Source organism: Piscinibacter sp. XHJ-5 (assembly GCF_029855045.1).
GTDB lineage: Bacteria > Pseudomonadota > Gammaproteobacteria > Burkholderiales > Burkholderiaceae_C > Albitalea.
In genome coordinates this window covers 646,297-671,019 of the sequence record NZ_CP123228.1, presented here as the reverse complement: position 1 = coordinate 671,019, position 24,723 = coordinate 646,297, and the positions used below count along the sequence as shown (strand labels likewise).

At 69.2% G+C, this 24,723-nt stretch carries 22 protein-coding genes; 15 read left to right on the top strand and 7 right to left on the bottom strand.

Translation table 11 applies throughout. The features are described from left to right. Positions 1 to 34: 34 nt before the first annotated feature. The 6 genes from P7V53_RS03180 to P7V53_RS03155 are packed head-to-tail and all read left to right on the top strand — an operon-like array spanning position 35 to position 7,816. Entirely contained in the window at positions 35 to 1,060 is a 1,026-nt protein-coding gene (locus P7V53_RS03180; RefSeq protein WP_280156420.1) for a FemAB family XrtA/PEP-CTERM system-associated protein, read from the top strand. After that, entirely contained in the window at positions 1,057 to 2,247 is a 1,191-nt protein-coding gene (locus P7V53_RS03175; protein ID WP_280154028.1) for a TIGR03088 family PEP-CTERM/XrtA system glycosyltransferase, read from the top strand. The genes P7V53_RS03180 and P7V53_RS03175 overlap by 4 nt, the downstream gene beginning before the upstream one ends. A gap of 11 nt (positions 2,248 to 2,258) precedes the next feature. After that, the gene (locus P7V53_RS03170; protein WP_280154027.1) at positions 2,259 to 4,211 is read left to right on the top strand and encodes an XrtA/PEP-CTERM system amidotransferase; all 1,953 of its coding nucleotides are present in this window, start codon (positions 2,259 to 2,261) and stop codon (positions 4,209 to 4,211) included. Positions 4,212 to 4,218: 7 nt separating this feature from the next. Then, entirely contained in the window at positions 4,219 to 5,436 is a 1,218-nt protein-coding gene (locus tag P7V53_RS03165) for a TIGR03087 family PEP-CTERM/XrtA system glycosyltransferase (RefSeq protein WP_280154026.1), read from the top strand. A gap of 28 nt (positions 5,437 to 5,464) precedes the next feature. Beyond that, positions 5,465 to 6,817, top strand: coding sequence for an O-antigen ligase family protein (locus tag P7V53_RS03160; protein WP_280154025.1), 1,353 nt, complete (start codon positions 5,465 to 5,467; stop codon positions 6,815 to 6,817). 33 nt (positions 6,818 to 6,850) lie between these two features. Beyond that, on the top strand, positions 6,851 to 7,816 hold the full coding sequence (locus P7V53_RS03155; protein WP_280154024.1) for a polysaccharide deacetylase family protein: 966 nt from the start codon (positions 6,851 to 6,853) through the stop codon (positions 7,814 to 7,816). 7 nt (positions 7,817 to 7,823) lie between these two features. Here P7V53_RS03155 and P7V53_RS03150 read toward each other — a convergent pair whose 3' ends face one another. The 5 genes from P7V53_RS03150 to P7V53_RS03130 form a co-directional block, all read right to left on the bottom strand. Then, positions 7,824 to 9,650 (bottom strand): asparagine synthase-related protein, encoded by a 1,827-nt coding sequence (locus P7V53_RS03150; protein ID WP_280154023.1) that lies wholly within the window; start codon positions 9,648 to 9,650, stop codon positions 7,824 to 7,826. Between the two features lie 60 nt (positions 9,651 to 9,710). After that, positions 9,711 to 10,586 carry a hydrolase 1, exosortase A system-associated gene (locus P7V53_RS03145; protein WP_280154022.1) on the bottom strand — a complete coding sequence of 292 codons (876 nt, stop codon included), beginning with the start codon at positions 10,584 to 10,586 and terminating at the stop codon, positions 9,711 to 9,713. Next, on the bottom strand, positions 10,583 to 11,452 hold the full coding sequence (locus tag P7V53_RS03140) for a hydrolase 2, exosortase A system-associated (protein ID WP_280154021.1): 870 nt from the start codon (positions 11,450 to 11,452) through the stop codon (positions 10,583 to 10,585). Before P7V53_RS03140 ends, P7V53_RS03145 begins: the two co-directional genes overlap by 4 nt. Beyond that, positions 11,449 to 11,700 (bottom strand): acyl carrier protein, encoded by a 252-nt coding sequence (locus P7V53_RS03135; RefSeq protein ID WP_280154020.1) that lies wholly within the window; start codon positions 11,698 to 11,700, stop codon positions 11,449 to 11,451. The genes P7V53_RS03140 and P7V53_RS03135 overlap by 4 nt, the downstream gene beginning before the upstream one ends. Before the next feature lie 125 nt (positions 11,701 to 11,825). Next, the gene (locus P7V53_RS03130) at positions 11,826 to 12,935 is read right to left on the bottom strand and encodes a glycosyltransferase (protein ID WP_280154018.1); all 1,110 of its coding nucleotides are present in this window, start codon (positions 12,933 to 12,935) and stop codon (positions 11,826 to 11,828) included. A 443-nt stretch (positions 12,936 to 13,378) separates the two neighbouring features. On the opposite strand from P7V53_RS03130, the gene P7V53_RS03125 reads away from it, so the two are divergent. Genes P7V53_RS03125 through P7V53_RS03090 form a run of 8 tightly spaced genes read left to right on the top strand, consistent with a single transcriptional unit; the run spans position 13,379 to position 22,089 of the window. Beyond that, complete coding sequence (locus P7V53_RS03125) at positions 13,379 to 14,638, top strand: class I SAM-dependent methyltransferase (protein WP_280154017.1); 1,260 nt, start codon at positions 13,379 to 13,381, stop codon at positions 14,636 to 14,638. A gap of 34 nt (positions 14,639 to 14,672) precedes the next feature. Next, complete coding sequence (locus tag P7V53_RS03120; protein ID WP_280154016.1) at positions 14,673 to 15,710, top strand: SDR family oxidoreductase; 1,038 nt, start codon at positions 14,673 to 14,675, stop codon at positions 15,708 to 15,710. Between the two features lie 43 nt (positions 15,711 to 15,753). Beyond that, complete coding sequence (locus P7V53_RS03115; RefSeq protein WP_280154015.1) at positions 15,754 to 16,539, top strand: sugar phosphate nucleotidyltransferase; 786 nt, start codon at positions 15,754 to 15,756, stop codon at positions 16,537 to 16,539. A 28-nt stretch (positions 16,540 to 16,567) separates the two neighbouring features. Beyond that, positions 16,568 to 17,236 (top strand): PIG-L family deacetylase, encoded by a 669-nt coding sequence (locus P7V53_RS03110; RefSeq protein ID WP_280154014.1) that lies wholly within the window; start codon positions 16,568 to 16,570, stop codon positions 17,234 to 17,236. 4 nt (positions 17,237 to 17,240) lie between these two features. Further along, positions 17,241 to 18,161, top strand: coding sequence for a glycosyltransferase family 2 protein (locus tag P7V53_RS03105; protein ID WP_280154013.1), 921 nt, complete (start codon positions 17,241 to 17,243; stop codon positions 18,159 to 18,161). 2 nt (positions 18,162 to 18,163) lie between these two features. Then, positions 18,164 to 19,498, top strand: a complete 1,335-nt coding sequence (locus P7V53_RS03100) for a DUF4910 domain-containing protein (protein ID WP_280154012.1) — start codon at positions 18,164 to 18,166, stop codon at positions 19,496 to 19,498. Between the two features lies 1 nt (position 19,499). After that, complete coding sequence (locus P7V53_RS03095) at positions 19,500 to 21,008, top strand: lipopolysaccharide biosynthesis protein (RefSeq protein WP_280154011.1); 1,509 nt, start codon at positions 19,500 to 19,502, stop codon at positions 21,006 to 21,008. Positions 21,009 to 21,036: 28 nt separating this feature from the next. After that, positions 21,037 to 22,089 (top strand): hypothetical protein, encoded by a 1,053-nt coding sequence (locus tag P7V53_RS03090; RefSeq protein ID WP_280154010.1) that lies wholly within the window; start codon positions 21,037 to 21,039, stop codon positions 22,087 to 22,089. A 12-nt stretch (positions 22,090 to 22,101) separates the two neighbouring features. Here P7V53_RS03090 and P7V53_RS03085 read toward each other — a convergent pair whose 3' ends face one another. Further along, positions 22,102 to 22,980: a twin-arginine translocation signal domain-containing protein gene (locus P7V53_RS03085; protein WP_280154009.1), complete on the bottom strand. Its 879-nt coding sequence runs from the start codon at positions 22,978 to 22,980 to the stop codon at positions 22,102 to 22,104. A 180-nt stretch (positions 22,981 to 23,160) separates the two neighbouring features. Next, on the bottom strand, positions 23,161 to 23,538 hold the full coding sequence (locus tag P7V53_RS03080) for a hypothetical protein (RefSeq protein ID WP_280154008.1): 378 nt from the start codon (positions 23,536 to 23,538) through the stop codon (positions 23,161 to 23,163). Between the two features lie 50 nt (positions 23,539 to 23,588). Between P7V53_RS03080 and P7V53_RS03075 the strand changes: the two genes are divergently transcribed. Next, positions 23,589 to 24,542 carry a hypothetical protein gene (locus P7V53_RS03075; RefSeq protein ID WP_280154007.1) on the top strand — a complete coding sequence of 318 codons (954 nt, stop codon included), beginning with the start codon at positions 23,589 to 23,591 and terminating at the stop codon, positions 24,540 to 24,542. The last annotated feature ends 181 nt before the right edge of the window (positions 24,543 to 24,723 follow it).

The window sequence follows — 24,723 nt, the reverse complement described above, 5'->3', positions numbered from 1 at the left end:
CGCCGACCTCCACACCGCGGGTGCCGCCGCCGCGTTGAGCGTGCGCCCCTTTCGCGAATCCGACAGCGATCGCTGGGACCGCTTCGTCTTCACCTGCGCGCAGGCAAGCTTCTTCCATCGCATCGGCTGGCGCGAGATCTACGAAGACGTGTTCCGCCACCGCACGCACTACCTGTTGGCCGAGCGCGGCGAGCAGATCGTCGGCGTGCTGCCGCTGGTGCAGCTGAAGAGCCTGCTGTTCGGCCACTCGCTGGTGTCGCTGCCCTTCGCCGTCTATGGCGGCGTGGCCGCCAGCGAGCCTGACGCCACCCGCGAGTTGCATCGCGCGGCCGTGGAGCTCGCCCGCGAGCTGGGCGTCGAGCATCTCGAGCTGCGCAACGTGGCGTCCGCCGAACCGAGCTGGCCGCGAACGGAGCTGTACGTCACGTTCCGCAAGGAGCTGCTGCCCGACGTCGAGGCCAACATGCTGGCCATTCCGCGCAAGCAGCGCGCGATGGTGCGCAAGGGCATCCAGCGCGAGCTGCGCAGCGAGATCGACCGCGGCACCGACCGCTTCTTCGAGCTCTACGCCGACAACCAGCACCGCCACGGCACGCCGCCGCAGTCCAGGCGCTACTTCCAGGCGCTCGACCGTGTGTTCGGCGCCGATTGCGAAGTGCTGACCGTGCTGAGCCCGCAGGGCAAGGCGGTGTCGGGCGTGCTGTCGTTCTACTTCCGCGACGAGGTCCTGCCCTACTACGCCGGCGACCTGACCGACGCGCGCGAGCTCGCCGCCAACGACTTCAAGTACTGGGAGCTCATGCGCCGCGCCTGCGAGCGCAAGCTGCGCGTCTTCGACTACGGCCGCTCCAAGCGCGACACCGGCTCCTTCGACTTCAAGAAGAACTGGGGTTTCGAGCCGGCACCGCTGCACTACGAGTACCAGCTGTTCAAGCGCGATTCGGTGCCGCAGAACAACCCGTCCAACCCCCGGTACCAGAAGGCCATCGAGACCTGGCGCCGCTTGCCGCGCGGCGTGGTCAACGCCGTCGGGCCGATGCTCGCGCGACACCTCGGATGAACGCCGTGAAGCCCGACCCGCGCCCGCTGATTGCCCACGTCCTGCACCGCTTCGACACCGGCGGGCTGGAAAACGGCGTCGTCAACCTGATCAACCGCCTGCCGAGCGACCGGTTCCGCCATGCGATCGTGGCGCTGACCGAGATCACCGAGTTCCGCCGCCGCATCGAGCGCGACGACGTGCAGTTCGTCGCGCTGAACAAGCCGCCCGGCCAGGGCCTGTGGACCTTTCCGCGCATGCGCGGCGTGCTGCGCGGCCTGCAGCCGGCGGTCGTGCACACGCGCAACCTCGGTGCACTGGAAATGGCGGCGCCGGCGGCCTGGGCCGGGGTGCCGGTCCGCATCCACGGCGAGCACGGCTGGGACATCGGCGACCCCGACGGGCGCAGCGTCAAGTTCCGGATCACCCGCCGCGTCTATCGGCCCTTCGTCCACCAGTACGTCGCGCTGTCGCAGCAGCTCCAGCGCTATCTGCTCGACAACATCGGCGTCGCCCCCGAGCGGGTGGTGCAGCTCTACAACGGGGTCGACACGCAGCGTTTCCGTCCGGCCAGCGGCGCCCGGCCGCCGATCGCCGGCATCCCTTTCGCCGGCAGCACGCTGTGGCTGATCGGCACGGTCGGGCGGCTGAGTCCCATCAAGGACCAGGTGCTGCTGGCGCGCGCCTTCGTGCGCGCCCTCGAATGGGCGCCGCAGGCCAAGGCCCACCTGCGGCTGGTGCTGGCCGGCAGCGGACCGCTGCGCAGCGAAGTCGAGCGTGTGCTGGCGGACGCCGGCGTGGGCGAGCTCGCCTGGCTGGCCGGCGACCGCAGCGACGTGCCCGACATCATGCGGGGGCTCGACGCCTTTGCGCTGCCCTCGCTCGCCGAGGGCATTTCCAACACCATCCTCGAAGCGATGGCCAGCGGCCTGCCGATCGTCGCGACCAGCGTCGGCGGCAACGTCGAGCTGCTCCAGGACGGCGCCACCGGCCGGCTCGTGCCGCCGCAGGACGTCGATGCCATGGCACGGGCCCTGCTCGACGACTGGCGCGATCCGGATGCGGCCCGACAGCGCGGCCGGCGCGCCCGTCATGACGTCGAACGTCGCTTCAGCCTGGACGGCATGGTCGCCGCCTATGGCGACCTGTATGACCGGCTGCTGGCCCAGGCCGCAGCCCGCGGTGCGTTGCAGCACCGCTTCACCTAGGAAACGCTCACATGTGCGGCATCGTCGGACTCTGGGACTCGCGCGGCACGCGCCACTTCGATCGCAACGTGCTGCTGCGCATGAACGAATCGCAGCACCACCGCGGACCCGACGAGACGGGCACCCACCTGGCGCCCGGCGTCGCGCTCGGGCACAAGCGTCTGTCGATCATCGACCTGAAGACCGGCCAGCAGCCACTCTTCAACGAGGACCACTCGGTGGTCATCGTGTTCAATGGCGAGATCTACAACTACCGCGAGCTGATCCCCGAGCTCACGGCACTGGGCCACGTGTTCCGCACGCGCAGCGACACCGAGGTGATCGTGCATGCATGGGAGCAGTGGGGCGAGTCTTGCGTCGATCGGCTGCGCGGCATGTTCGCCTTCGCGCTGTGGGACGAGCGCCAGCAGACACTGTTCCTCGCCCGTGACCGCCTGGGCGTGAAGCCCCTGTACTACGCCGAGCTGCCCGACGGCACGTGGCTCTTCGGCTCGGAGCTGAAGGCATTGCTGGCGCACGGCGGGCTGCGGCGCGAGCTCGATCCGCGCGCGGTGGAGGACTACTTCGCGCTGGGCTACGTGCCCGAGCCGCGCACCATCTACACCTCGGCGCTCAAGCTGGCGCCCGGCCATACGCTGTGCCTGCGCCGCGGCCAGGCGGCTCCGCAGCCGCGCCAGTACTGGGACGTGCGCTTCACCGGCGACAACCTCGTCTCGGCCGAGGACGCCCAGGCCGAGCTGGTCGAGCGCATCAAGGAGAGCGTGCGCCTGCGCATGATCTCCGAGGTGCCGCTGGGCGCCTTCCTGTCCGGCGGCGTGGACTCGAGCGCCGTCGTGGCGATGATGGCCCAGCAGTCGGCGGAGCCGGTCAACACCTGCTCGATCTCCTTCGACGACCCGGCCTATGACGAGACGCGCTTCGCGCAGCAGGTGGCCGACCGCTACGGCACGCGGCACTTCGTCGATCGTGTCGAGACCGACGATTTCGACCTCATCGACACGCTGGCTGCGCTGTACGACGAGCCGTACGCCGACAGCTCGGCGATCCCGACCTACCGCGTGTGCCAGCTCGCGCGCCGCCACGTGACGGTGGCGCTGTCCGGCGACGCCGGCGACGAGAACATGGGCGGCTACCGGCGCTACCTGTTCCACCTGCACGAGGAGCGGCTGCGCTCGGTGCTGCCGCTGGGCGTGCGCCGCCCGCTGTTCGGCACCCTGGGCCGGCTCTATCCCAAGCTCGACCGCGCACCGCGCTTCCTGCGCGCCAAGTCCACGTTCCAGGCGCTCGCGCGAACCTCGGTGGAGGCGTACTTCCACAGCATCTCCGTGTTCCGCAACGACATGCGCGATGCGCTGTACTCGCCGGAGTTCAAGCGTCGCCTGGCGGGTTACAACGCAAGCGAGGTCTTCCACCGCCACGCCGAGCGCGCCGGCACCGACGACCCGCTGGCCCTCATCCAGTACATCGACCTGCAGACCTACCTCGTGGGCGACATCAACACCAAGGTCGACCGCGCCAGCATGGCGCACGCACTCGAGGTGCGCGAGCCGCTGATGGACCACCCGCTGGTCGAATGGCTGGCCACCCTGCCGCGCGACCTCAAGGTGCGCGGCAACGAAGGCAAGTGGGTGCTCAAGAAGGCGATGGAGCCGCACCTTCCGCACAACATCATGTACCGCCCCAAGATGGGCTTCGCGGTGCCGCTGGCGCGCTGGTTCCGCGGGCCGCTGCGCGACCGGGTGCGCGACGCGGTGATGAACGGCGAGCTGATGCGCACCGGCTTCTTCGACCGCAGCTACCTGCAACGCCTGGTCGACGACCATCTCGCCGGTCGGCGCGACTACAGCCAGCCGCTGTGGAGCCTGATGATGTTCGAGGCCTTCCTGCGCAAGGTCAACGCCACCGGCGCGAGCAGCGACGTGCCGGCCCAGCGGCCGGTGCCGCACCTGGCGCGGGTCGCTTGAGTCGGTCGTGAGAATCCTGTTCCTCGCCCATCGCTTCCCGTACCCGCCGACCTTCGGCAGCAAGGTGCGGGCGTTCAACGTCATCCGTCACCTCGCGCAGCGCCACGAGGTGAGCGTGCTGTCGCTGGCACGCAGTGCCGAAGAGGAAAGGGAAGCAGCCGGGATCGCGCCGTATTGCCGCGAGCACCGCACGTTCCGCGTCCATAATCCGGTTCAGGCGGCGAAGATGGCACTGACGCTGCCGACCCCCGTTTCCGCCTCGGAGGCCTTCTTCCACAGCACCGCCTTGCAACGCGAGATCGACGCCCGCCTGGCGCGGCGCAGCGTCGATCTGGTGTTTGCCCATTGCTCGGCGGTGGGCCGGTACGTGGCGCACGTCGAGGGCCTGCCCAAGATCATCGACTACTGCGATGTCGATTCGCGCAAGTGGGCCGACTACGTCCCGCACAAGCCCTGGCCGCTCTCGCTGGGCTACCGCTGGGAGGCCTGGCGCATGGCGCGCACCGAGCGGCGGCTGGCGGGCCGCTTCGAGCAGGTCACCGTCGCCACGCCGGGTGAGGTCGAAACGCTCGCCGAGCTGGGCGTGCGCGAGCGCGTCGACTGGTTCCCCAACGGCGTCGACATGGCCTTCTTCCAGCCGTCGGCGCAAGCGTTCGACCCCGACGTCATCACCTTCGTCGGGCGCATGGACTACTTCCCGAACGAGCAGTGCATGGTCGACTTCTGCGCCCGCGCGTGGCCCCGCCTGCGCCAGGCGCGCCCGTCCCTGCGCCTGCAGATCGTCGGTGCGGCGCCGACGGCGCGCGTGCTGGCCCTGGGTCGCATCGAGGGCGTGACCGTCACCGGCCCGGTGCCGGACGTGCGGCCCTTCGTGCAGAGCTCCGCCCTCACGATCGCGCCGCTGGCGATTGCGCGCGGCACGCAGAACAAGATCCTCGAAGCGATGGCGATGGCCGTGCCGGTCATCGCCAGCCGCATCGCGGCGCAGGGCGTCGATGCCGTGCCGGGAGAGCACCTGCTGGCCGCCGACTCGGTCGACGAGATCTGCGACGCCGTGCTTCGCGTCGTCGGCGACCGCCGCGAACGCGAGCGCCTGGCGCAAGCCGGCCGCGCCCGTGTGCAGTCGCACCACGCCTGGGGAAGTGCGATGAGCCGACTCGACGGCATCATCGAGCGCAGCATCCGCCCGGCCGGCGGCGTGCGCGTCGCAACGGCCGCGGCCTAGGGTCCGCCACAGTCGCCGAGGTCCGTCGATGTTCGCCGCCCTTGCCTACGTGCTCTTCTGTGCCTTGTGCACGGTGTACGCGTTCAAGCGCCATCCGATCTGGGGCCTTTACTTTTACCTGGCGACCATCTACGTGCACCCGCCCTCGCGCTGGTGGGTCTACATGCTGCCCGAGCTGCGCTGGTCGCTGATCTCCGCCGTGGTCGCCGTGCTCGCGGTGGTTGTTCACCGCGGGCGTCTCCAGGCCAAGCCGCTGTGGCTGGCCAACGCACCGGCGATCATCCTGAGCATCTATGCCGCCTGGATGTGGTTCCAGTGCGCGTGGGCGCTGGACCTCGAGACGCACCTCGAAGGCGCCACCAAGTTCGTGAAGTACCTGATCGCGTTCTGGATCGTCTACCGGCTGATCGACACCAAGGAGATGCTGCGCAACCTGCTGCTGGCGCATGTCGCCGGCTGCACGCTGCTGGGCCTGATGGCGCAGTTCATCGGGCGCGACGGCGGCCGCCTCGACGGCGTCGGCGGTCCCGGCCTGGACGACGCGAACACGCTGGGCATGTACCTGGCCACCGGCGTCATCGCAAGCCTCGGCCTGTTCCTGTCCGAGAAAGGCTGGAAGCGATGGGGCCTGCTGGCGGTGATGGCGGTGATCGGCAACGGCTTCGTGCTGGCCAACAGCCGCGGCGCCTTCCTGGGCCTGCTTGCCGGATCGCTGACGCTGATGTTCTGCAAGGCACGCGCCCACCGCAAGCAGTTCTGGCTGCTGGCGCTGGCGGGCCTGGTCGGCTTCGCCGTCGTCGTCGACAAGGTGTTCATCGACCGCATGTTCACCATCGGCGACGTCGTCGAGGAGAGCGAGGACGCCGACATGAGCGCGCGCTCGCGCATGGAGCTGTACAAGGCGCAGCTGCGCATGGCGGCCGACTATCCGCTGGGCGCCGGCTACCGCGGCACGGCCACGCTGAGCCCCTTCTACCTCGACCGCAAGTGGCTGGCCCGCGACAACGGCATTGACGATCCCGATGCCGCCCGCACCTCGCACAACACCCTCATGTCGACGCTGGTCGAGCAGGGCTTTCCAGGGTTCGTGCTGTTCCTGGTGCTGATCGGATGGCTCTTCTCCGCCGGCCTCAGGGTGCGTCGCATGAACCAGAGCGGCGTCGATCCGGGCCTCATCACCCTGAGCGCCGCCACCTGCGGCACCTTGATGGTGGTCATCGTCGCCGGCTCGGCCACCGACTACCTGATGGCCGAGGTGCAGTTCTGGATGTTCGCCGCGCTGGTCTCGGCCCTGCAGCTGGGCGGCGCCATGGGCACGGTGCGCCCGCCGATCGGCGGCCCCGCGCTGCAGCCGATCGCGCGGCCCCAGCTGCGTCCCTGAGTCCCCGTCCCCCTCGATCGCCCATCTCACATCGTGCTGCGCCTGCCTCTTTCCCTGCTGTCGCCCGCCGGCAAGCGTGGCCGCCTGAGCATCCTCATCTTTCACCGCGTGCTGCCCCGCCCGGACCCGCTGTCCCCCGACGAGCCCGATGCGGCGGAGTTCGAGGCGCAGATGCGCTGGGTGCGCAGCTGGTTCAACGTGCTGCCGCTGGGCACGGCCATCGACAGGCTCTATGCCGGCACGATCCCGCCGCGCGCGCTCGCCATCACCTTCGACGACGGTTATGCCGACAACGAGGAGCTGGCCGCACCCATCCTCGCGCGCCTGGGCATGACCGCCACCTTCTTCATCTCGACCGGCTACCTGGGCGGCGGCATCATGTGGAACGACCGCGTGATCGAAGCGGTGCGCGCCTGCGAAGGCGACACGCTCGACGTCAGCGCGGCCGGCCTCGGGCGGCACCCGGTCGGCTCGGCCGGCCAGCGGCGAGCCGCCATTGCGGCCCTGCTCAAGGCCATCAAGCACTTCGAGCAGCCGCAGCGCGATGCCGCCACCGATGCCATCGTGGCGGCCGCCGGCGGACGGCCCTCGCCGGCGCTCATGATGCAGCCCGAGCAGGTGCGCCGGCTGCGCACGCTGGGAATGGACATCGGCGCGCATACCGTCAGCCATCCCATCCTCACCCGACTCGACGCGCAGCAGGCCCGCGACGAGATGGCGAGCGGCAAGCGCGCGCTGGAGCAGCTGCTGGGCGAGCCGGTCGAGCTGTTCGCCTATCCCAACGGCGTGCCCGGGCAGGACTACGCCGCCGAGCACGTCGCGATGGCGCAGGCCTGCGGTTTCCGGGCGGCGGTGTCGACGGCCTGGGGCGCCGCCTCGGCGCAGTCCGACCGCTTCCAGCTGCCGCGCTTCACCCCGTGGGACCGCGCGCGCTGGCTCTACGGCGCGCGGCTGCTGGGCAACCTGCGGCGTCCCGACCGCAGCGTGGTGCCGGCCTGAGCCCCGCTCAGAGCTTGCGCGAGTCGAGCCACAGCCCGAGCATCATCAGCACCCACACCATCACGCCGTAGTAGCCGGGGTGCTCGCGCAGCTTGACGTCGAGCAGCTGGCGCACGAACTCGGGCCGCACGATGCCGCGCGGCCGCAGCCGCTCGATGCTGTCGTTCGCCAGGTCGAACAGCGGCTCGTGCGCAATCAGCCAATGGCCCACCGGCAGCCCGAAGCCGTGCTTCTTCTTGGTGATGATCTCGGGCGGCAGGAAGTCCAGCAGCGCCTGCTTGAAGAACCAGCGCAGCTGGGTGCCGCGCAGCTTCAGCTCGTCGGGCAGGCGGCCGGAGAAGTCGATGATCCGGTCGTCCATCAGCGGGAAGGCGACGTCCACGCCGGCCAGGTTGCACATGTGCGAGACCTTGGGCAGGTCACCGTCGGCCAGGATGAAGCGCATGTCGATGGCCAGCATCTGGTTGATGAGGCTCGCGTCCTTGAACGGCGCGTAGGCATCGGCCAGCAGCGACGACGGATGGTGCGCATCCACCGTGGCGAGGAACTCGGGCGTGAACATCTGCGGCACGCCGAAGTGCTGCAGCAGGTTGTACGACTCGTAGCGCAGCGGCATGGGCGGGCGCGCCTGCTCCACGTAGCTGCGCAGCTTGCGCAGCGGCGGCACCGCGCCGACGCCCGGGGCGGCGAGCAGCGGCTCGACGACGAACCGCCGCAGCGGTGCCGGCACCCGCTGGTACAGCCCGAGCAGGTGCTGCTTGGCGTAGCGCTCGTTGCCGCCGAACAGCTCGTCGCCACCATCGCCCGCGAGGAGCCGCGTCACGCCGTGCTCGCGGGCGACGCGGGCGCAGTGGTAGGTCGGCACGGCCGACGCGTTGCCGAAGGGCTGGTCGTACGAGGCCGCGATGCGAGGCAGGGACTCCACCACGTCGTTCGGGGTCACGTAGTACTCGTGGTGCTCGGTGCCGAAGTGGCGTGCGGCGATGCGCGCGTACTCGGTCTCGTCGTAGCCCGGCACGTCGAAGCCGATGGAGAAGGTGCGTGCCGGCCGGCCGCTCACCTGGCCGAGCGTGCCGCTGACGGTCGAGCTGTCGGTGCCGCCGGACAGGAAGGCGCCGAAGGCGTCGACCCCGGACGAGGCCTCGCGCACCGCATCGCGCAGCAGGCCGACGAACTCCTGCTTCAGCTCGTCGACGCTGCGGCCGCGTTCCTCGGTGAAGCGCATGGTCCAGTACGGCGCCGCCGGGCCGGCGCCTTGCGGGCCGAACTCGATGCAGTGTCCCGGCGCAAGGCGCTGCAGGCCGGCGTAGATGGTGTCCGGGCCCGGGGTGACGTGGTAGTAGAGGTAGTCGAAGATGCCTTGCGGCGAGAGCTGGCGCGGCACGCCCTCGTGGCCGAACAGCAGGTCCAGCGTCGAGCCGAACACCAGCGAGGCGGCCGGGCGCGCCACCATCAGCTGGTGAATGCCCAGGCGGTCGACGGCCAGCAGGCCGCGCTGGCGCTGCCCGTCCCAGGCGGCGAGCGCGAAGTCGCCGCCCAGCGCGGCCAATGCGTCCTTTCCGCTTTCGCGCAGGCGTCGCACGAGCGCCGGCAGGTCGATCGCCGAGCGGTCGCTGCCGCGAAGGCGAGGATGGCCGGCGACCAGCAACACGAAGCCGTCGTGCTCGAGCAGCACGGGCCGGGCGGGCGCGCCGAACGCAGCCAGGCCGGCCTGCGGCTGGTGGGCCGAGACGATGTCCTGCACCGTGCCGTGATAGTTCGCCAGCATGCGCGGCACCACCTGCGCGCCGTCGTCCACCGGCCGGTTCGCGAACCAACCGCACAAGCCTCTCATGGGTCCTCCTCGTCGTGTTTCTCTTGGGCGCACGCGCCCCGCGGCACGGGCGCAGCGCGCTCAGCTTGACGGCGCCAGGCTACGCAGCCATGCGATCGTGGCGTTCTCCACCTCCGTGCGCCAGGCCCGGCAGGAAAACGTGTGGTCGGCGTCCGATACCTCGACCCGCTGCACCTTGGCGTCAGCGAGCAGCCCGCGCCAGGCGGCAGAAGACTCGGTGTATTGCAGGAATTCCTTGGCGGTCAGGTCGTTGCTCGCCAGGATCAGCAGCATGCGGCCGCGAAACCCCGCGAGGCCGCGCGCCATGCGCGCCTGGAACGAGAGGTCCGCGTGCGGCGCCGCGGGGCGACTGGACAGCGACCGGGCTTGCCGGAGATTGTTCAGCAGCGCGCCGATCGAGCCGCGCCAGTCGAGCCCGCCGCGCAGCAGCTTGATCCAGAACTCGCGCTGCGCCAGTCGCGCGGTGTAGTAGTGCTTGACCTGTGCGGCCGCCAGCGAAGCCTCGCTGCGCGCCCACGGGTTGGCGGCCACGATGCCGGCCACGTCGGCGTGCGAAACGGCGTACATCATGGCCGCGGAAGCGGCATCGCACAGGCCCCACACCACCACCTGCCGTACCGCGGGACAGGCCCTGCGCAGGGCGTCGATCGCCGCGTGGATGTCGGGGCCGATGTCCTCGAAGCTGCGCTGCTCGCCATCGCTGTCGCCCATGCCGCGGCAGTCGAAGCGCAGGGTGGCGAATCCGTGTTCGGCCACGCGGCGCGCCAGTAGCACGAACTGCCGGTGGCTGCCCGCGCGGTACTGCGGCCCGCCGACGACGATGACGACGCCGATGGCCGACTCGCCGCCTTGCGCGGGGCGCGCGAGCACGCCCCACAGCTGCGTCTCGCCGCATCGAAAGCCGAGCGCCTGCTCGACCGGTGCCGCAGCGCTCATGGCGGCGACTCCGCGAGCGCTGCGAGCGGCAGCGTGGTGGCCAATGCCGCGGCGTCCACGGCGGCTTGCGAGCGCAGCAGCAGCGCCTCGCACACCTCGATCTCCTGCGTCTGCCAGAACGGGGGTCCTGCCAGCGTTTCGGTCTCGACCGCGACACCGCGAGCACGCAAGCGCTCGGCCCCACGCGCCGCAGCGGGCGAAAGCTCGCCGGCCTCGTCGCCGAGCTCGAACCAGGCGATGCGGCCGCTGAAGTCGGCCGGCACGTCGAAGGTCGCGGCCTCCAGGCCGCCGGTGAGCGCGGGGGTCAGCTCGTAGCCGGCGATTTCCACCGGCGTGCCGGCGCGCAGCTGCTGCGCGGGCGACAAGGATGACGCCGGGGACTTGCCGGAACCGACGATGCGCGCACCGGCATGCAGGCGCAGAAACTGCTGCAGGTGCTGGGCGCCGGACAGCACCGGCTGCCACAGCAGCAGGTGGGCCTGGGGGCGACGGGGCAGTACCGCGGCGGCCAGCAGCGCTCCGGCGCGCGTGCCCCACAGCCACACCGGCCGGCCGCTGTCGGCCTGCACCAGCTCCTCCTCGACATCGGCGACCCAGGCCGGCCATGTGGCGTCGGCAAAGTCGCCGCTGCTGTCGCCGCAGCCGAGCAGGTCTTTCTGCACCACGCGCCAGCCGTCGGCGGCGAGCAGGCGCGCCATGCGCGCGGCCATGTGGCGGCTCTTGTTCATCTCCTCGGCAAACCCGTGCACGGCGACGACGGTGCCGACGCAATCGCCGTCGGCAGGCTCGGACACGAGCCGCCAGCGCGTGCCCACGGCGCCGCGCACGAATGCCGCTTGCTGCGCCACGGGCCGGGACGCGCTCATTGGTCGAGCTTGGACTGGACGAAGCGGGTCAGGCTGCTGACGGTGGCGAAGGTGCGCCCGTCGACCTCGTCGTCGTCGACGACGATGCCGAAGCGCTCCTCGAGAGCGGTGAGGATGGACACCACCGCCATCGAATCGAGCTCCGCGATGCTGCCCAGCAAGGCCGTGTCGGCGTCGAGCGACACGCCGGCCGCATCGAGATGAAGCACGGATCGCAGGGTCTTGATCACTTCCTGTTCGACGTTCACGCAGAGTCCGATCGGTGTTGGGCGCAAAGGGCCGAGGCGCTGGCAGGCGCCCGGCATTCGAAGCGCAGCATTTTAGGAGGCGGCCTCAGGCCCGGGCCATCCCTCGGCTGAGTGCCGCGCGGGCTTCATGCACCCGGCTCCATCGCAACAGGCGCGGATCGGCCGTGTACGAGGTCGTGCAGCACAGCCAGCAGCCGGCGCGCCTGCTCGTTCATCGAATAGCGGGCCTGCACGCTGCGGCGCGCCCTTTCGCCGATGCGCTGGCGCAGCGCGGGGTCGCGCAGCGCGTCCAGGCGATCCCACCATTCGGCCGGCGAGCGCGCGAGAAAACCGTTGACGCCCTGCTCGATCACCGCCTCGTACGACGGGATGGGAGAGGCCACCACCGGCAGCCCTATGGACATCTTCAGCGTCAGTCGGTTCTCCGACTTCACCATCCAGCTCGGCACGTCGACGACGCCCGACGCCGACGGCTCGTGGTCGACCGGGATGATGCCCACGTCGGCTTCGCGAAGATGGCTGTAGACGCCCACCGGATCCCAGGCGACGCGTCGAATGCGCCGATCGGTGAGGAAGCCGAGGTAGTCCAGCCGCTCGTCGCGGCGCTGGCTCAGGATCTTCCAGCGCACCTCGCGCATGCGCTGCAGCAGCTGCGACGGCCGCGGATAGTCGCCGACGATGCACACCTCGAGCCAGTCCGGCGGACGCGAGATGACCGGCAGATGGGCCAGCGACATCGAGGTGACCAGCACCGCGCGCAAGGGCCGCTGCCGGTCGGCCTTGTGCGTGCCCCAGTCGGTCTTGCAGATCTCGGGGTTTTCGATGCCGTCGTGCACCACATGGATCTTGTGCTGCAGCGACGGCGGGTACAGCGATCGCAGGTAGTCCGTCACCGCGACCGTGGCGTCGGTCGCCTGGACCATCGCGGCGTCGACCACGTCGCACACGCCGAACACGGTCTTGATGCCGGCCGCACGCAGCGCGCGGGCGGTCGCCTCGGCGCTTGCGCCGTGGACCTTCTGGAAGACGACGATGCCGAAGCCCTCGCTCGCCAGGCGCTGAGCGAGGCCGGGCAGCTCGGGCCGCGCGTTGCTCACCGGCGGCTCGAACACGATCTGCGGATCGAAGCCTGCCGCCCTCAGGAACGGCAGCATGTTGAGCACGGCAATGCGGGTGCTCGGCAGCGGATGGTCCGAAGGGGACGGCAACACGAAGCCGATCTTGGTCGATGTCATGTCTGGAGGACTGGGGCAGATCCCGCAGGAGTCCGGAGTGGACCGTGCACGGTTTCGGCCCGCTCGGCGGGTCGCGCCGCGCGGGCCCCGGCTTGCGGCCATGGCATGCGGCGGCGAATTATCACCGGCGCTGCCACGTGCGGCACACGCGGTTCGCAGCCAGATCCCTAGAACGTGAAACTGGCCCCATTTCGCGACATGTGCGCCCCCATGCTTGAGGGATCACGGGTATCTAAGTCACTTCATCGATGCCATCATTGGCGCTTGACCACCTCACGAGCGGGTAGCGAAGCCAGGGGACGAGCGTGAAGAGGAACGGGCGACGACCCGTTCCCCTCAGTGGACCGGCCGGACGGCGCGACGATGGCGTCGTGCCGGCCGCCGTGCCGCTCTCGCTCTCGCCACAGGGGTTGCGTGCCATCCGTTCAATGCACCCGATCAGCATGGACACTTCCACCACTTCGGCGCCACGCCGCAGCTTTCATTGCCGCTTCTGCGCGGCGCCGTTGCGCACGTCGTTCGTCGACCTGGGCATGTCGCCGTTGTGCCAGACGCACATCACCACCGAGCAGCTGCACGAGATGGAGCCGTTCTATCCCTTGCATGCCTACGTGTGCGATGCATGCTTTCTCGTGCAGCTGCAGGAGTTCGTCTCGCCGCAGGAGATCTTCACCGAGTACGCCTATTTCTCGTCCTACTCCACCAGCTGGGTGGAGCACGCCCGCCGCTACGCGCACATGGCGATCGAGCGCTTCGGCCTGGGCGCGGGCAGCAAGGTGATGGAGATCGCGAGCAACGACGGCTATCTGCTGCAGCACTTCGTCGCCGCGGGCGTGCCGGTGCTGGGCGTCGAGCCGGCCGCCAACGTGGCCAAGGTCGCCGTCGACAAGGGCGTGCCGACCACCACCCGGTTCTTCGGGTTCGAGACGGCCGGCGAGATCGCGCGCGAGCACGGCCGTCCGGACCTGCTGCTGGGCAACAACGTGCTGGCGCACGTGCCCGATCTCAACGACTTCGTGTCCGGCATGAAGCGGCTGCTGGCGCCGGGCGGGGTCATCACGATGGAGTTCCCGCACCTGCAGCGGCTGATGGCGGAGAACCAGTTCGACACCATCTACCACGAGCACTTCAGCTACTTCTCGTTCGTGGCGGTGGAGAAGGTGTTCGCCCATCACGGGCTGACCCTCTTCGACGTCGAGGAGCTGCCGACCCACGGCGGCTCGCTGCGCATCTACGGCCGTCACGCCGAGAACGCGGCGCTGCCGGTGGGATCGCGCGTGACGGCTCTGCGCCAGCGCGAGATCGACGACGGCTTCCTCACGCTGGAGCGCTACCGCAGCTTCGGCGACCAGGTGGTGGCCACCAAGCGCCGGCTGCTCGCCTTCCTCATCGACGCCAAGCAGCAGGGCAAGAAGGTGGTCGGCTACGGCGCGCCCGGCAAGGGCAACACCCTGCTCAACTACTGCGGCATCCGCACCGACTTCCTCGACTTCACCGTCGACGCCAACCCGTACAAGCAGGGCAAGTTCACGCCCGGGACGCGCATTCCCATCCTTGCGCCCGAGCAGCTGCGCGAGGCGCGTCCCGACTATGTGCTCATCCTGCCGTGGAACCTGAAAGACGAGATCTCCCGCGCCGCCGCCTACATCGCGGAGTGGGGCGGCCGCTTCGTGGTGCCCATTCCCGATGTCCGCGTTCTTTGAGCCCGCCCCGCCCTCCAGCACACGACTGCCCACCATGAAAATACTCGTCACCGGAACCGAAGGCTATATCGGCGCGCGCCTGGCGCCCTGGCTGCGCGCCCATGGCCACGAGGTGCACGGCCTGGACACCGGCTTCTACCGCGACGGCTGCCTGTACCTGGATCCGGTGGGCCTGCCGTTCGGCCCGCAGACCACCTACAAGGACCTGCGCACCGTCACCGCCAAGGACTTCGAAGGCTTCGACACGGTGATCCACCTGGCCGAGCTGTCGAACGACCCGCTGGGCCAGAACCGGCCCGAGATCACGTTCAAGATCAACCACGAGGGCTCGGTGCGCATTGCCAAGACCGCGCGCGAAGCCGGCGTGCGGCGCCTGGTCTATGCGTCGTCATGCAGCGTCTACGGCGTGGGTACCGGCGACTTCCTCGACGAGACTTCCCCGGTGAATCCGCAGACCGCCTACGCGCATTGCAAGGTGATGGTCGAGCGCGACCTGCTGCCGATGGCCGACGACCGCTTCTCGGTCGTGTTCCTGCGCAACGCGACGGCGTACGGCCCGTCGCCGCGCATGCGCTTCGACATCGTGCTCAACGACCTGAGCGCGCTGGCCTGGATCCGCAAGAAGATCGCGATGGTCAGCGACGGCAGCCCGTGGCGGCCCATCGTTCACATCGAGGACATCTGCGAGGCGATGCGCTGCGCCGCCGAGGCGCCCGCCGACGCGATCAACGGCCAGGTGTTCAACGTCGGCGCGAGCAGCGAGAACTACCGCATCCGCGAGATCGCGCAGATCGTGTCGCAAGCCTTCCCCGGCTGCGACGTCACGGCCGGCCCGCCCAGCCAGGACAACCGCAGCTACCGGGTGTCGTTCGACAAGATCGCCGCCAGGCTGCCGGGCTACAAGGCGCGCTGGACGGCGCAGCAAGGCGCCGAGGAGCTGCGCCGCCTCTTCGAGCGCATCGAGTTCTCGCAGGACACCTACGAGTACCGTGCGTTCACCCGGCTGAAGCAGCTCAAGTACCTGCAGCGCACCGGCCAGATCGACGACGATCTCTTCTGGAGCGCACGGTGACCGGCGCCTGCACCCACCCAGCAACCTCGAGCGGGGGCCAGCCATGAAGGTCGTGTTGTTCTGCGGCGGTCTGGGAACCCGGCTGCGCGAGCATTCCGAGACGATTCCCAAGCCGCTCGTGAATGTGGGAATCCGTCCGATCGTGTGGCACCTGATGCGCTACTACGCGCACTTCGGGCACAAGGATTTCATCCTCTGCCTGGGCTACCGCGGCGACCTGATCCGCGACTACTTCCTCCACTACACGGAGTGCATGTCCAACGACTTCGTCATGTCCGAAGGCGGTCGCAAGATCGAGCCCCTGACGCGCGACATCGAGGACTGGCGCATCACCTTCGTCGACACCGGCATGCACGCCAACCTCGGGCAGCGCCTGATGCGCGTGCGCTCGCACCTGAAGGGCGAGGAGATGTTCCTGGCCAACTACTCCGACGGCCTGTGCGACCTGCGGCTCGACACCTACATCGACGACTTCAAGCGCCGCAACGTCATCGCCGGCGCGGTCGCCGTCCGGCCTTCGCAAAGCCTGCACGCGATGCGCATGGACGACGACGGCATGGTCAGCGCCATCGAGAGCGTCGGCGACTCCAACTACTGGATCAACGGCGGCTTCTTCTGCCTGCGCAGCGAGATCTTCGAGTACATCCGCGAGGGCGAGGAGCTCGTCGAGGCGCCGTTCAGGCGGCTGATCGACAAGCGCCAGCTCTGGACCCATCGACACCCGGGCTTCTGGGCGGCGATGGACACCTTCAAGGACAAGATCATGCTCGACCGCCTGGAGGCGCAGGGCAACTGTCCGTGGATGGTGTGGAAGCAACCGGCCCCGTGAAGGTGCGAAGCCCGCGCCGTTTCCCCGCATGCTGAACTTCACTGCTTCGCTCGACGGCGATGCGCCGCTGCGCCTGCTGTGCATCGGCGCGCACAGCGACGACCTCGAGATCGGATGCGGCGGCACGCTGATGTCCTGGCTCGAGTCGAGCCGCCCGCTGCACGTGACCTGGGTGGTCCTGTCGGCCACCGGCGAGCGCGCCGCCGAGGCGAAGGGCAGCGCCACCGAGCTGCTGCGTCGCGCCGCCAGCGTGGACATCGTGCTCGGCGAGTTCGCCGACGGCTTCCTGCCTTCGCAGTACGAGGCCGTGAAGGGCTTCTTCGAATCGCTCAAGCGCCGCGCATCGCCGGACATCGTGCTCACGCACCGTCTCGAGGACCGTCACCAGGACCACCGTCTGGCCGCGGAGCTGAGCTGGAACACCTGGCGTGATCACGTGATCCTCGAATACGAGATCCTCAAGTACGAGGGCGACCTGGGGCAGCCCAACGTCTTCGTGCCGCTCACGGCGTCCACCGCGCAGCGCAAGTCCGAGCACCTGCTGCGCCACTTCGGCAGCCAGCGCTCCAAGAGCTGGTTCGCCGACGAGAACTTCGTCGCGCTGGCCCGCCTGCGCGGCCTGGAATGCCGCTCGCCCAGCGGCCTGGCCGAGGCATTCCATGGGCGCAAGCTGCGCCTGGCGCCGCAATGGGGCTGATGCCATGAGTGCGGACCCGACCTACGCCACTGCTGCGCCGCCGTCGCACCGGCCGCTGGTCAGCGTCGGCATGCCCACCTACAACGCCGAGCAGACCATCGCCGCCTCGATCGAGTGCCTGCTGCAGCAGACGGTGGCCGACTTCGAGCTGCTGGTCAGCGACAACGCATCGACCGACGGCACCTGGGACGTCATCCAGGACATCGCGCGGCGAGACGCGCGGGTGATCGGCATCCGCCAGCCGAAGAACATCGGGGCCAACGGCAACTACAGCGCGGTGTTCCGCCGCGCCCGCGGCGGCTACTTCAAGTGGGCCTCTTCCAACGACTGGTGCGCGCCGCAGTTCCTCGAGCACTGCGTGGCACGTCTGGAGGCCCATCCCGACACGGTGCTGGTGGCGCCCCGCACACGCCTGTTCCAGGGCGACCTGAACCACTACACCGACTACGACCGCGACATCGCGTTCGACCAGCCCGATCCGGTGGATCGGTTCATCGCGGTGAGCTCCAAGCTGCCGCTGAACAACATCCTCAACGGCGTCATGCGGACCGCGGCGCTCGCGCGCACGCGGCTGATCGAGCACTACGTCGGCGCCGACGTCGTGCTGGTCGGCCATCTGGCACTGCTCGGCAAGATCGAACTGCTCGACGAGCCGATGTTCTACCGCCGCATGGACCGCGAGACCGCCACGCAGATGATGAGCGCCGAAGCCCTGCACCGCCACCACTATCCGGTGAAGACGCGCCGCGCGCTGTTCCCGGCGTGGCGCAAGACCGGCGGCTGGCTGCACGCTGCATTGGCCTCCGACCTGTCGCGGCGCGACACGCTGCGGGCGGTGCAGTGGAGTCTGCGACAGGCCTACTGGAAGGCACCCGAGCTCGGACGCGACGTCGTCGACGCCATCGGGCAATCGGTGCGGCGCTAGTCATGGCCGGCTTTCAGACGATCAGCCTCAGCGACGCCGAGCTCGGCGCCGCCGGCTCGACCATGCTGCAGCTCATGGAGGAGCTGTATCCGCTGTGCCGCAGCATCACCGGCCCCGGCGTGCGCGACACCCTGCACCGCGTGTCGCGCCTCGCGCCGCTCACCCTCACCGAGGTGCCCACCGGCACGCCGGTTTTCGACTGGACCGTGCCGCGCGAGTGGTCGGTGACCGAGGCCTACCTCGAGCACGAGAGCGGACGGCGCTTCGCCGAATTCCGCCGCCACAACCTGCACGTGGTGGGCTACAGCGTGCCGGTCGACGCAACGATGCCGCTGGAGGCGCTGCGCGAGCGCCTGCACACGCTGCCCGACCATCCCGACTGGATTCCATTCCGCTCGTCCTACTACCGCGAGGACTGGGGCTTCTGCCTGAGCGAGCGCGAGCGCCTGTCCATGCCCGACGGCCACTATCGCGCGGTCATCCGGTCGCGCCTGCACGACGGCTCGCTCACCCTCGGAGAGTTCGTCCACCGCGGCCGCAGCGACGAAGAGGTGCTGGTGTTCGCCCACACCTGCCATCCCTCGCTGTGCAACGACAACCTCAGCGGCATCGTGGTGGCTGCCCAGCTGGCCGCCTTCCTGCGCGAGCGCGACACGCGCTACACGTACCGCTTCGTGTTCGCGCCCGCCACCATCGGCTCGATCGCCTGGATGGCGCTCAACGAATCGCGCCTGGAGAACATCCGCCACGGGCTGGTCCTGGCGATGCTGGGCGATGCGGGCCCGCTGCACTACCACCGCAGCCGCAGCGGCCGCGCCACGATCGACCGCGCCGCGGCGGTGGTGCTGCGCGCCTGCTATCCCGATGCCGGCGCCATCGACTTCTCGCCCTGGGGCTTCGACGAGCGCCAGTTCAATACGCCGGGCATCAAGCTGCCCGTGGGCCGGCTCAACCGCGCGCTGACCGGCGAGTACCCGCAGGAGCACACCTCCGCCGACTCGCTGGAGCTCATGTCCGCCGGCGCACTGGCCGAATCGTGGCGCGCGTGCCTGCGCATCTTCGAGGTGCTGGAGGGCGATCGCCGCTACCTCAATCTCTCGCCCAAGGGCGAGCCGCAGCTCGGACGCCGCGGGCTCTACCGCCAGACCGGTGGCTACTACGACGGTGTCGCCGACCGGCAGATGGGCCTGCTGTGGCTGCTCAACCAATCCGACGGCGAAGCCTCGCTGCTCGACATCGCGGAGCGATCGGGCATCGAGTTCGGCCTGCTCGCGCAGTGCGCCCGCGACCTCGAATCCGCCGGGCTGCTCGCCCCGGCGCCTGACCCACGCTCCTGACATGTCCCAAAGCGTTCAACGCAGGATGGCCACCGGCGCCATCTGGATGGTTCTTTTCAAGCTGGTCGAGCGGGGACTGGGGCTCATCAGCACGCTCATCCTCGCGCGCCTGCTGGGTCCCTCGGACTTCGGCATCGTGGCGATGGCGCTGTCGTTCATCGCGATGGCGGAGCTGCTGACTGCGTTCGGCTTCGACGTCGCGATCATCCAGACGCAGGGCGCCACCGAGGAGCACTACAACACGGCGTGGACCTGCAACGTCCTGCTCAACCTGTGCGTGACCCTGCTGATGCTGGCGATGGCCATTCCGATCGCGGACTTCTATCACAAGCCCGAGGTCGCCTGGGTGGTGTGCGCGCTGGCCTTCGGTCCGCTCATCGCCGGCGCGGAGAACATCGGCGTCGTCGCGTTCCGCAAGGAGCTCGACTTCCGCCGCGAGTTTCGCTTCCAGGTCAGCCGCAAGCTGATCGGCTTCATGATCGTCGTGCCGCTGGCGCTGATCCTGCGAAGCTATTGGGCGCTGGTGGTGGGCACCCTGGTGTCCAAGACGGCAGGCACGGTGATCAGCTACCTGATGCACCCGTTCCGCCCGCGCTTCACGCTGTCGCGCTTTCGCGAGCTGTTCCACTTCTCCCGCTGGCTGCTGTTCAACAACCTGATCGGCTTCCTGAAGGAACGCTCGTCCGACTTCTTCATCGGCCGCCTCTTCGGGCCGGCCGCGCTCGGCTCGTACAACGTCGCCTACGAGCTGGCGCACCTGCCGTCGAGCGAGATCGGCGCGCCCATCAACCGCGCGCTGCTGCCCGGCTTCGCCAAGATGGAACCGCAGGACGTCCAGAACGCCTACGCGTCAGCGCTGGGCGTGCTGGCGATGCTCACCTTGCCGGCCGCCGCGGTGATCTTCGTCGTCGCGCCCTATCTCGTGCCGGTGGTGCTGGGGCAGAAGTGGCTGTCGGCCGTGCCGCTGATGGAGACGCTGGCTTTCAACGGGGCACTGCTGCTGTTCCACGCGTCGATCAGCGCCGTGCTGATGGGTCGCGGCTTCCCCGGGCGTGTGAGCTTCGCCAATGTCAGCTACGTGATGGTGCTGGCGCTGCTGCTCACCCTGTTCGCGCCGCACTTCGGTGTCGTCGGCGCCGCCTACTGCGCGCTCGTCACCACCACGCTGGTCACGCCGGTGTACCTGTTCCAGATCCGGCGCGCACTGGGCGTCGGCCCGATGGTGTTCGCGCGGGCCATCGCCCGCCCCTTCATCAGCGCCCTCGTGACCGTGGCGCTGCTGCGCTGGGCCATGCCGGCCTACGACAGCGGCATGCACTTCGTGATGGTGGTGGCCTGGCTGCTGGGCGGGATGGCCGCCGGCGTGGCCGTGTACGGCGCGCTGGTGCTGGGCTTGTGGACGCTGGCCGGCCGGCCGGCAGGTGCCGAACGCGCGGTCATCGACCGCCTTCACGGCTTCGTGTCCGAGCGCTTCGGCGGCCGCTTCCTGCCGCGCCGCCGGCAAGCGTGACCAATCGATCGGAAGGATGAGTGTCTCGATGAGTGGATCGAATGTTTCGTGGCCGCGGCAGCTGGGGTTGCACGCCGGCGATTGGGTGGTCGTGCGGTCGCGCGAGGAGATCCTCGCGACCCTCGATCGCAATGCGCGGCTGGACAACCTGCCGTTCCAGCCGGAAATGCTCGCGTTCTGCGGCCAGCGCATGCGCGTGGCAAAGGTGGCGCACAAGACCTGCGACACCATCAACAAGACCGGCGGGCGACGCATGCTCGATGCGGTGCACCTCGAAGGCGGTCGCTGCAACGGCGCGGCGCACGGAGGCTGCGAGGCCGATTGCGTCTTCTTCTGGAAGGAGGCCTGGCTGCGGCGCGAGGACGACGTCCCGTCCCAGGTGAGCGGCACGACGGCCTGCACGCCCCAGGATGTCGAGCGGGCGGTCTTCAAGCCAGGCGAAGCCGGGCAGCCCGATCCTGCCTATGTGTGCCAGACGACCTCGCTGTACGAGGCGACGACGCTGCTGCGCTGGTGGGACGTGCGCCAGTACGTGCGCGACGTCACCACGGGCAACCACGGGGCATTGCACATCGCCAAGCTGCTGGTGGCCGCCTGGTACAGGCGCCTGGTCGGCCTCGGCGTGGGCTACCGGCTGCTCGTCGGCCTCTACGACCGCTGGCAGCGGCTGACCGGCGGCAAGCCCTTCCCCGTCGGCACGGGCACCATCCCCGACGGCAAGCCGACACCGCACGAGGTGCTCGACCTGAAGCCCGGCGACTGGGTCGAGGTGAAGTCGCCGAAGGAAATCCAGGCAACGATCACGCGCAGCGGCTTCAACCGGGGCATGCGCTACGACATGGAGATGGCCAAGTACTCGGGCGAGCGCCATCGCGTGCAGATGCGCGTCAGCCGGCTGATCAACGAGCAGACCGGCAAGATGATGCAGATGAAGAGTGCCTGCATCCAGCTCGAGGACGTGTACTGCCGGGCAGAGTGCACGCCGATGCGCCTGGCCTGCCCGCGGGCATCGAACACCTACTGGCGCGAGATCTGGCTGCGCCGGGTCGACGGGCCGGAGACGCCGCCGCCCCAGTCGTAGCGGCGGCCGCGATCAGCCGGCGGGCTGCGTGCCGGTCCACAGCTGCGGACGCTCGTCGCCTACCCAAGCGGGATGGTGGCCGCGGCCCGACTTGTCTGACAGGTCGTCAGGAGTCGGGTCCAGGTTGAGATACCAGAGGCTGGCAGCCCCCGCCGGGGTGGAGCGGGGCGATCGAGACTCGCGCAGGATGTCGCCGACCGTCAGGCAGCGCTCGTAGACCTGGATGCCGCGCAGGACGCCGTTCCAGACTTCCTTGCCGGGCGCCCACGGGGCGTCGCCCCATGTCAGCGTCGGCACGGGCGGCATGCGGTTGCCCCACGCGGGCGGCGCCTTGTGGCTCACCCGGTGCTTGCGGTCGGTGAACGGCAGGTCCCAGTAGAACTCGTGGTACTTGCCGCTGCGGTCGGCCCACACGCGCAGCGCCTGACGATGCCAGCGGTCGTACTCCACCGCACCATTCACGAAGTCGTCCTGCACCACCGAGATCTCCCAATGGTGGTTGGTGCCGTGGGGACGCGGGCTGGGATAAGGATGCGCGCCGTAGTAGCTGTCGGCGTCGCCAGAGGGCGTCCAGAGAAAGGTGCGAAGGTCACCCTTGCCGTCGTCGTTGCCCCAGAACAACGCGGTGTAGTAGCCGGCCTGGCGGCGCGGATACGCCGACCAGATGTAGGTGGCGGGATAGATGGACAGCGGATCGAGGAAGCGGAAGCGCATCGTCCTGCGTACCGCGGCCGAGCCGGGGAAGTCGAGTCCGAGGTGCGGCGGTGCACCGGCCCGGGACACCGCGGGCACACCGCAGACGCCGGCGGCGGTGGTGGCTGCCAGATGCTCGAGGAAGGCACGCCGGCTGCGGGGCTCGTTCGCGTCCTGCCGTGTGCGATCTGCGCTCATGTCTGCGACGTGAAGTGGGGCGGCCCGCCAGAAATGGGAAACCGATTGTGAAGCGTGTATTTTCTTCTTGGCAGAAGCCAGGGTTGACAGCGGACGGCAAGAACCGGGTCCGATAATCGCGGCCTCGATGCGGGCAGGCCCGTATCCCAACGCTGGAATGGTACGGGATGAACATCAGGCTCAGTCCTCGGGCGACGGCCACAGTCCATGCCTTGGCATGCGCGCTTTTGACCGCTTGCGGCGGAGGCGGAGGCTCGCCCGACACCAGTCCCATCGCCGCGGCGCCACCTCCCGCTGCGGGTCCGGCGCCGTCGCCTGGTCCGGCGCCATCGCCATCCCCATCGCCTGCTCCATCGCCCGCGCCATCTCCTGCGCCTGCTCCTGCGCCTGCTCCTGCTCCTGCTCCTGCTCCTGCGCCCGCACCATCGCCATCACCCGCACCATCGCCATCACCCGCACCATCGCCATCACCCGCACCATCGCCATCACCCGCACCATCGCCATCACCCGCACCATCGCCATCACCCGCACCATCGCCATCGCCCGCACCATCGCCATCGCCCGCCCCCTCCCCTGCTCCAGCACCGATTGCCGCGCCGACGGTGACCTTGTCGTCGAATCTCGGCAGCGTGCTGACCGGTGGCAGCGCGACGCTCACCTGGTCGTCCACCAACGCGACCGGTTGCACGGCCAGTGGCGCGTGGAGCGGCAGCAAGCCCACCAGTGGCAGCGCGTCGACCGGCATCCTCAGCATCGCCAGCACCTTCACCCTGACATGCCAGGGCCCGGGCGGCACGGGCAGCAGGTCGGCCACCATCACGATCAGCCTGCCGGATGACAACGGCACCACCGGCCTGAACTTCCCCTCCAACGGCAGCACGTCGAGCGACGTTCGCTTCCGCTTCACCGGCTCGGCGCTGCTGCCCATGTACCCGGCCACCTACATCTGGCGCGTCAACCTGCGCCAGCAGACCGGCTACTACACCACCTTCTTCTGGGGCCCCGACGGCCCCTTCACCGGCGCCTCCTATTACGGCGCTCATCCGTACCCCGACGGCGGCGCCGGCGGCAGCAGCCACAAGTGGGAGCTGTCCATCTACGGCAACGACTTCGTCAACGACGCCAACGGCAACTCCACCCAGCTCGGCTACGGCGTGTGGAAATCGCAGGCGCTGCGCGTGTGGGACAACGGCACCAACAAGGTCCACGAGTTCTACTGGGACCTGCCCGACACCAGCAAGGTCATCCGCGTCACGCTCGATCGCAACTACGGCTCGCCCGCGCCGTCGAACCCCGCGCTGACCTTCGGCGATGCGCCCTGGAACCTGGGCAACGAGCGCCTCAGCGGCGTGCTGCGCGGCATCCAGCTGTACTCCTCGGCGCTGTCGGTGGCCGACCTCGTCACCGAGGCCAACTCGCCGCGCAGCACCACCGCCGGCAGCAACTCGATCTGGTACCTCAACCTCAATCCCACGCCCAGCGACATCTCCGACAAGTCCGGCAAGGGCCACAACCCGTCGTGGGTGTCCTCGGATCGGCCGAACCTGTGGTCAGGACAGTAACGGCACGGATGCGCTGAGCAACGTTCGGAAACCTGCCTGCGCGGCGCCGTCCTACAGTGGACGTCGATGCATTCCGACGGAGGGAATTTCGGAAGGCTTCTAAGTTTGTCGGGGTCGGGTCGATTTTTGTCGTGAACGCCTCAAGGCGGCTCGCGGCAGGTTCGGCCCGCACCGTTTCCCC

What these genes read in the sequence shown, in the direction of transcription:
- P7V53_RS03115 (WP_280154015.1), top strand. Translation starts at nt 15,754, where the DNA reads ATGAAGGTCGTGTTGTTCTGCGGCGGTCTGGGAACCCGGCTGCGCGAG.
- P7V53_RS03150 (WP_280154023.1), bottom strand. Translation starts at nt 9,650, where the DNA reads ATGAGAGGCTTGTGCGGTTGGTTCGCGAACCGGCCGGTGGACGACGGC.
- P7V53_RS03120 (WP_280154016.1), top strand. Translation starts at nt 14,673, where the DNA reads ATGAAAATACTCGTCACCGGAACCGAAGGCTATATCGGCGCGCGCCTG.
- P7V53_RS03080 (WP_280154008.1), bottom strand. Translation starts at nt 23,538, where the DNA reads ATGGCGATGGTGCGGGCGATGGCGATGGTGCGGGTGATGGCGATGGTG.
- P7V53_RS03100 (WP_280154012.1), top strand. Translation starts at nt 18,164, where the DNA reads ATGGCCGGCTTTCAGACGATCAGCCTCAGCGACGCCGAGCTCGGCGCC.
- P7V53_RS03125 (WP_280154017.1), top strand. Translation starts at nt 13,379, where the DNA reads ATGGACACTTCCACCACTTCGGCGCCACGCCGCAGCTTTCATTGCCGC.
- P7V53_RS03095 (WP_280154011.1), top strand. Translation starts at nt 19,500, where the DNA reads ATGTCCCAAAGCGTTCAACGCAGGATGGCCACCGGCGCCATCTGGATG.
- P7V53_RS03160 (WP_280154025.1), top strand. Translation starts at nt 5,465, where the DNA reads ATGTTCGCCGCCCTTGCCTACGTGCTCTTCTGTGCCTTGTGCACGGTG.
- P7V53_RS03170 (WP_280154027.1), top strand. Translation starts at nt 2,259, where the DNA reads ATGTGCGGCATCGTCGGACTCTGGGACTCGCGCGGCACGCGCCACTTC.
- P7V53_RS03145 (WP_280154022.1), bottom strand. Translation starts at nt 10,586, where the DNA reads ATGAGCGCTGCGGCACCGGTCGAGCAGGCGCTCGGCTTTCGATGCGGC.
- P7V53_RS03110 (WP_280154014.1), top strand. Translation starts at nt 16,568, where the DNA reads ATGCTGAACTTCACTGCTTCGCTCGACGGCGATGCGCCGCTGCGCCTG.
- P7V53_RS03130 (WP_280154018.1), bottom strand. Translation starts at nt 12,935, where the DNA reads ATGACATCGACCAAGATCGGCTTCGTGTTGCCGTCCCCTTCGGACCAT.
- P7V53_RS03140 (WP_280154021.1), bottom strand. Translation starts at nt 11,452, where the DNA reads ATGAGCGCGTCCCGGCCCGTGGCGCAGCAAGCGGCATTCGTGCGCGGC.
- P7V53_RS03175 (WP_280154028.1), top strand. Translation starts at nt 1,057, where the DNA reads ATGAACGCCGTGAAGCCCGACCCGCGCCCGCTGATTGCCCACGTCCTG.
- P7V53_RS03090 (WP_280154010.1), top strand. Translation starts at nt 21,037, where the DNA reads ATGAGTGGATCGAATGTTTCGTGGCCGCGGCAGCTGGGGTTGCACGCC.
- P7V53_RS03085 (WP_280154009.1), bottom strand. Translation starts at nt 22,980, where the DNA reads ATGAGCGCAGATCGCACACGGCAGGACGCGAACGAGCCCCGCAGCCGG.
- P7V53_RS03105 (WP_280154013.1), top strand. Translation starts at nt 17,241, where the DNA reads ATGAGTGCGGACCCGACCTACGCCACTGCTGCGCCGCCGTCGCACCGG.